5 protein-coding genes are annotated in these 6,636 nt (G+C 69.0%); 1 reads left to right on the plus strand and 4 read right to left on the minus strand.

All coding sequences use genetic code 11. The features are described from left to right. The 4 genes from JHC79_RS17480 to JHC79_RS17495 form a co-directional block, all read right to left on the minus strand. The coding region (locus tag JHC79_RS17480; RefSeq protein ID WP_296393145.1) for an aldehyde dehydrogenase family protein at positions 1-1,172 on the minus strand (1,172 nt) is incomplete at its 3' end. Then, positions 1,172-1,393: a hypothetical protein gene (locus JHC79_RS17485; RefSeq protein ID WP_296393147.1), complete on the minus strand. Its 222-nt coding sequence runs from the start codon at positions 1,391-1,393 to the stop codon at positions 1,172-1,174. The genes JHC79_RS17485 and JHC79_RS17480, both read right to left, overlap by 1 nt. A 101-nt stretch (positions 1,394-1,494) precedes the next feature. Continuing rightward, positions 1,495-3,177: an alkaline phosphatase D family protein gene (locus JHC79_RS17490; protein ID WP_296393149.1), complete on the minus strand. Its 1,683-nt coding sequence runs from the start codon at positions 3,175-3,177 to the stop codon at positions 1,495-1,497. Positions 3,178-3,224: 47 nt separating this feature from the next. Further along, complete coding sequence (locus JHC79_RS17495) at positions 3,225-5,564, minus strand: acetyl-CoA acetyltransferase (RefSeq protein ID WP_296393151.1); 2,340 nt, start codon at positions 5,562-5,564, stop codon at positions 3,225-3,227. A 141-nt stretch (positions 5,565-5,705) separates the two neighbouring features. On the opposite strand from JHC79_RS17495, the gene JHC79_RS17500 reads away from it, so the two are divergent. Continuing rightward, positions 5,706-6,636: FAD-binding protein (locus tag JHC79_RS17500; RefSeq protein ID WP_296393153.1), on the plus strand; the 931-nt coding region annotated here is incomplete at its 3' end.

The raw sequence follows: 6,636 nt of genomic DNA on the forward strand, positions 1-6,636 counted from the left end.
CCGAGACCGAAGTCGGTGTCGTTGGCGATGCGCAGGGCGTCGTCGGTGTCGGTGGCGCGGTACAGCGACGCCACCGGTCCGAAGACCTCTTCGCCGTAGATGTCCATCTCCGTGGTGATCTCACTGATCACCGTCGGCGGATAGAACCACCCGGGACCGTCGGGCACGGTGCCACCGGTCAACACCTTCGCGCCCTTGGCCACGGCGTCCTCGACGAGGTCGACGACGTCGGTGCGACCCTGCTCGGTCGCCAGCGGACCGATGTCGGTGTCGTCGGCGGTGGGATCGCCGACCTTCTGCGACGCCATCTCCCGGACGAAGTGCTCGGCGAACTCGTCGTAGACATCGGTGTGCACGATGAACCGCTTGGCCGCGATGCATGACTGCCCATTGTTCTGGCAGCGCGCCGTGGTGGCGGTCTTGGCCGCCGCCGCGAGGTCGGCCGACGGCAGGACCACGAACGGATCCGAGCCGCCGAGCTCGAGGACGACCTTCTTGAGCTCGCTGCCCGCGATCTCACCGATGGACCGCCCCGCGCCCTCACTGCCGGTGAGAGTCGCTGCCGCGACACGCTTGTCGCGCAGGATCTTCTCCACCTGCTTCGACGAGATGATCAGCGTCTGGAACACACCGTCGGGCAACCCCGCCCGGCGGAACAGATCCTCGAGGTAGAGCGCGGTCTGCGGAACGTTCGAGGCGTGCTTGAGCAGCCCCACGTTGCCGGCCATCAGACCGGGAGCGGCGAACCGGATGACCTGCCACAGCGGGAAGTTCCACGGCATGACCGCGAGGATCACCCCGAGCGGCTGGAAACGGTGGAACGCGCGCGCGGCGTTCACGGCCCCGGCGTCGGCGATGTCGTCGGCCAACATCTCCGGTGCGTGCTCGGCGTAGTACCGCAGCCCCTTCGCGCATTTCGCGATCTCGGCCTTGGCCGCGGTGATGGTCTTGCCCATCTCCGCGGTCATGGTCGCCGCCAACGACTCGCTGTCCTCGTCGAGGATGTCGGCCGCTCGGCGCAGACCGGCGGCACGCTCGTCGAGCGAGGTGAGGCGATAGCTACGCGCCGCCTCCGCCGCGATCGCGATCTTGTCCGCGACCGCGTCGTCGGTCAGCTGCTCGAACGTCCCGATGGTCTCGCCGGTGGCCGGATTGGTGGCATCGACGGGCATCAGTTGGACGGTCCGTCCGAATCGTTGATGGAGGTCGAGTCGTCGGTGCCCTCGGAGTCGTCGACGAACGCCCAGTCGCCGTCGTGGTTCACCTCGAGGCGCCAGCCGAGCTCGGTGTTGTCCTGGGCTTCCTTGAACCACGAGTACGCGTCGTCCGCAGCATCGAAGTCTTTGGTGGCGACGGTGTCGCCCTTGGGGTTGATCACGCGATATTCGGCCATGAGATCTCCTGACGAATGTGCACGAACCCGGGTCTGGAGTCAGTGATGAATGAAGCTCTTTCCACCCTACTGACCGCCCGGGTGTGCCGATCGAAGAGGAGTCAGCGAGTCAGTTCACCGGTGTGGGTCTGCGACAGCCGCTGGGAGCGGTCGGGTGCGACGAATGCGTGCTCGACCCGGATCAACAGGCGTTCTCCGGTGATGGTCAGCGACATGACCCCGTTGTCGAACCAGGGGCCCGCCGTCGCCTGCCAGCTCATCGGCGTCTCCGGGACGTGCGCACGCCGGGAGAGTCGGCGCATGAGGCCGACCATCGGTTTGCGGATCGCGATGCGGTTGACCACGCGGATGGGCCGCTCCAGCGGATTGCGGAACGGCGACATCGTCAGTTGGTACAGCGCGGTCTGCGGCGTCGCCTTCTCGGTGAGCTGCGCCTCTGCGACGTACGAGCAGTGCACGTCGCCGGAGAGCCACACCACCGACGCCGGCGGGGTGGGCCGGGCGGTGAGTTGGGAGACCAGGCCCGCCATGTCGCGGAAGGAGTTGTCGAACGCCGCCCAGTGCTCGAGGTCGAGTTCCAGTCGCAGCTTCTCGCCGACCTTCGCCGCACGGGGCCCCCAGGCGCCCTGCGCGACGGCTTCGTTCCACTGTTCGAGGTGATGCAACGCCGGCAGCATCAGATAGGGCAATGAGGTGCCGAAGAGGATGTGGCGCGCCTCGGTCTCGAGCGTCACCGTCCGCAGCCATTCCCACTCGGCGACGTCGAGCATCGCGCGGCGTTCCGGGGTGAGGTCACGCGAACAGCGTGAGTCGATCATGATCAGCCGGGTGTGGCCGAGGTCGCGCACATAGCTCCACCGTGTCGAATCGGGCTCGGCGTCGGCGCGCAGCGAGAAGTCGGCCAGGATCTTCTCCCGGGCGACGTCGTCGGGTGCCGCGCGGACGGCGGCGTAGATCGGGTCGTCGGCGAGTTCGGTGGGCGAGAGATTCCCCAGGTGTTGGTAGATCCAGTACGACGTGAACGCACCCACCACGCGCCGCGGCCACCAGTCGGTGGCGGTGACGGTCCGTCGCCAGTCCGCCGAGGAGTTCCAGTCGTCGCGCAGGTCGTGGTCGTCGAGGATCATGCAGCTCGGCACGCTCGCCATGAGCCCGCGGACCTTCGGGGTGCCCCAGGACTCCTTGTAGAGCCACGTGTACTCCTCGAAGTCACAGATCTCGTCGGCGACCTCGTCGCCCAGTGCGGCCGTCGTCTCCGGGTTCGCGGCCCGGTGACGGTGGAGTTGTCGGAGGATCTCCGGCGACGGGTCATCGGCGTAGACCTGGTCGCCGAGCAGCAGCAACAGATCCGGCCAGTGGACGGGCGCCTCGGTGCGTACCCGTCGCGCCAGCCCGACGAGCGCGTCGGCGCCGATGCGCTGCAGGGATTCGTCGTCGTAGGTGTCGCCGCGTCGGCAGGAACCGAACGCGATGCCCACGTCGCCGTCGGGGTCGGCGGTGCGGAAGACCGCGCGGACATCTTCGGGTGGCCAGCAACTCGCACTCGCCTGCTCGGCGCGCAATTCGACGCGGTAGTCGACGAGGGATGCCGCCGGCAGACCGTCGAGGACGACGATCGCGAAGTGGTGTCCGCCGATGCCCCACGTCGGCTCGCTGCCGGTCGACCCGGTGGACGTCGAGACCTCCACCGTGCACGCCCGGTCGGTCTCGACCCAGACCGTGGCCCGATGGGTGTCGACGTAACGCAGGATGGGACCGAGGACCAGGTCAGGGGAATCGCTCACCCCCACACGTTTCCATCGAATCGGTCATCGCGCCACAAAACGGGCGATCATCGGTTCCGGAAGTGCGGCGCGCGTCCCTCCCTGCGTGCCCGTAGCCCCTCGAGGGTGTCGGCGTGGACCATCAGCTCGTCGTCGACCGGCGACGGGTCGGTGTCGTCGGATGCCGTGAACGAGAGGGCGGCTCGCGCCGCGACCGGTGACCGCGACGCGATGTCCGCGGCCATCGCACGCGCCACCTCGAGAACCGTGCCCGCCGGCGCGACCCGCGACACGAGCCCTGCGGTCGCGGCCTCGGTCGCGTCGAGGCGGCGACCGGTCAGGATCATGTCGTGCGCCAGGGCGCGCCCGATCACGACGGGCAGCCGTCCGAGTGTCTCAAGGCCCGGCGCCAGTCCGACCCCGGTCTCCGGCAGCGCGAACGTTGCGTTCTCATCGGCGACCGCGAGGTGGCACGACAGGACCATGTCGATGGCCGCGCCCTCGGCGCGACCGTTGATCGCGGCGATGACCGGCTTCGACAGATGACGTCGCCCGCTCAACCCGCCGAATCCGTTGACCGGTCTCGTGATCTGCATCGACGACCCGACATCCTCGAGATCGATTCCGAGACAGAAGTACTCCGTCCCGGCGCCGGTGAGGATCGCGACGCGTAGATCAGGGTCGCCGCAGTAGGCGCCGATGACCTCGTCGAGGTCGCGCTGGGTGGTGGCGTCGACGGCGTTGCCCGCCGACGGCCGGTCGAGCGTCACCTCCAGGACATGGTCGCGGCGCGCCAGACGCAGGCCGTCGTAGCGGTCGCGGAACACCGGCGTCACCGGTGGCACCAGCCGGTCCATGCTCAACCGATCGGTCGCGACCCGATTGCCCGCATCGACCGCGCGTGCGTGGATCCGCTGCCCGATCGGCTCGGCGTCGCCGGTGAGCAGGTCGAGCAGATCGTCGTCGTGGTCCACGGGAGTGGCGACGAACCGTCTGCCGTCGTCGAGACGACCGATGACCACGGCGGTGCGGGAGCCGTTGCGGTCGAACGAAACCGAGTACGACTCGATCGTCGCGGGACCGTCGGCGTGGTAGGCGAACGGGACGGTCGGCGCCCGATCGAGGTCGGCTTGGCGCGACGGGCTCGTGCTCGGGTGCCAGGGAGTCGGGTTCGTCGAGTAGATCCCCACCGAGTGTTTGCTGAGGATGCCGCCGTTGGCCGCGACCATCCCGAACGACCCGGGTGTGTTGCGCGCACGGTGCGCGATCTCGACGATCGCGTGCATCGAGTAGTTGTTGCCGGGACCGCCGAAGAAGGGCAACCCGCCGGTCACCGTGAGACCCCGGGGGTCGTCGGGGGCCAGGCCCAGTCCGTCGCACAGGTTGAACACCGGGACCGGGAAACAGCTGTACAGGTCCATGGCGGACAACCCGTCGAGCCCCACCCCGGCCATGGCCAGCGCCTCACGGACCGCGGCGACCGCGGCCGGGCTGGAGCCGAGGTCGGCTCGGATCCCCAGCTCGTGCTCGGTGAGGTCGGCGTGGCCGTGGAGGAACACCCACCGGCTCTCGGGCACGCCCAGCTCGCGCGCGCGACCCAGCGACATGATGACCACCGCCGCAGCCTGATTCACCTGATCACGGGCGATGAGATATCGGGGGTAGGCGTCGGTGATCCGACGATTGCGATCGGTGACCGTGACGAGCTCATCGGCGTCGCGTTCCACCGGCGCGGCCGCATGCGGGTTGCCCGCCGCCACCGCGGAGAACGGGGCGAACAGCCTGCCCATCATCGCGAGGTACTCGCCCCGGCTCACGCCGAGACGAGCGCGGCGCGCGTTCTCCAGGATCGAGTACTGCGTCGGTGGATTGACGAGGTGATGCAGGGCGGACTGCGCGGACGTCAGTCCTCGGATGCCGAAACCGCGGTCGTCGAGGGAGCCCGCAAAATGCTCGGTGAAGTCGGGCGGCGAGTCCGTGCCCGCGAGGTGACGGACCGTGGACATCACCTCGGCGCCGAAGGTGACCGCCACCTCGCTGCGACCCGACGCAATGGCCGCGCACAGTTCGGTCACCGAGCGCTGCGGACTCTGCCCGCCGGTGACGTCGAGGATCGCGTGCACCGGATCTGCGCCGACGCGTGCTGCCACTGCGCGCGGCATGTTGTCGGCGGCCCCCAGCAGTGCCTGGGAGAACGGGCTGGAGTCGTCGAAGGCCCGCATGGCCGCGATGGTGTCGATGGCGGACGCGACGACATCGGGTGGCACGCCGGTGTCGGAGAGGGCTGCGCGTACGGCATCAGCCGCGAGGTCGGCGGCGGATCGGGCGCGATAGTCGTCATCGGTGATCCGTTCCGACGCCTGTCCGACGCCGACGATGACCGGCGTCCGGAGATCGAGTTCATCCACGCCGATCAGTCAACAACACTCCCGACCAAGCGCTTGATCGGGCGGTGCGCAATCGTGCTCACGGTCGGGGTGCGCCGAGGAAGCTATGCTGAATCGATGTTTTCGACTGACAGGCGAAAACTCCGAGCGACGGAGGTCGTGATGGACGAGACGACGATGCGGGCCGACCTGGTCGTGGTGGGTGCGGGTGTGGCCGGTCTGACCGCAGCCGTGACCGCTGCGGAGGCAGGTCTGCAGGTCACGGTGATCAACAAGGGCCGCCCGTGGCGTCTCGACATTCCCTCCGACACCGCAACGCAGTACGCCCAGGGCGGGATAGCTGTCGTCGACCCGACTGCTGCGGTCGACCCCGAGGACGGGGTGGACTCGATCGACCGCCACCTCGCCGACACTCTCGTGGCCGGCGCGGGACATTCCGATCCGGTGGCCGCGCGCGCCATCCTGTCCCACGGGTACGACGCCGTCGCCGCCCTGATCGGGTGGGGCGCCGACTTCGACACCGACTCCGACGGACGCCTGCTTCGCACGCGCGAGGGCGGACACAGTGTCCGTCGGATCATCCACGCCGGCGGTGACGCGACCGGCGCGCAGGTTCAGCGAGCCCTCGGTGCCGCGGTGCGTCGGTGGATCGATGCCGGCCGCGTCCGGGTCGTCGACGACAGCATCGTGACCTCCATCCTGATGTCGCACGGGCGGGCGGTCGGTGTGACGCTTCGCGACGCGGACGGCCGTGACTCGCGGGTCATCGGTTCATCGGTCCTGCTCGCCACCGGCGGACTCGGCCATCTCTACGCCGCGACCACGAACCCCGCGGGCAGCACCGGTGACGGCATCGCGTTGGCACTCGGCGTCGGCGCCGCGGTGTCGGATCTCGAGTTCGTCCAGTTCCATCCGACGATGCTGTATTCACCAGGCGCCCGTGGTCGGCGGACGCTCATCAGCGAAGCCGTGCGCGGTGAAGGCGCGGTGCTCGTCGACTCCGACGGACGGTCGATCATGGCCGGCCTGCACCCACTCGGCGATCTCGCCCCGCGCGACGTGGTCGCCCGTGCCGTGCACGCCGCGATGACCG

It is taken from the genome of Williamsia sp. (assembly GCF_016462415.1).
GTDB lineage: Bacteria > Actinomycetota > Actinomycetes > Mycobacteriales > Mycobacteriaceae > Williamsia_A.

Bases quoted from the DNA above. Each gene is read 5' to 3' on its own strand.
- JHC79_RS17485 (WP_296393147.1), bottom strand. From the start codon at position 1,393: ATGGCCGAATATCGCGTGATCAACCCCAAGGGCGACACCGTCGCCACC.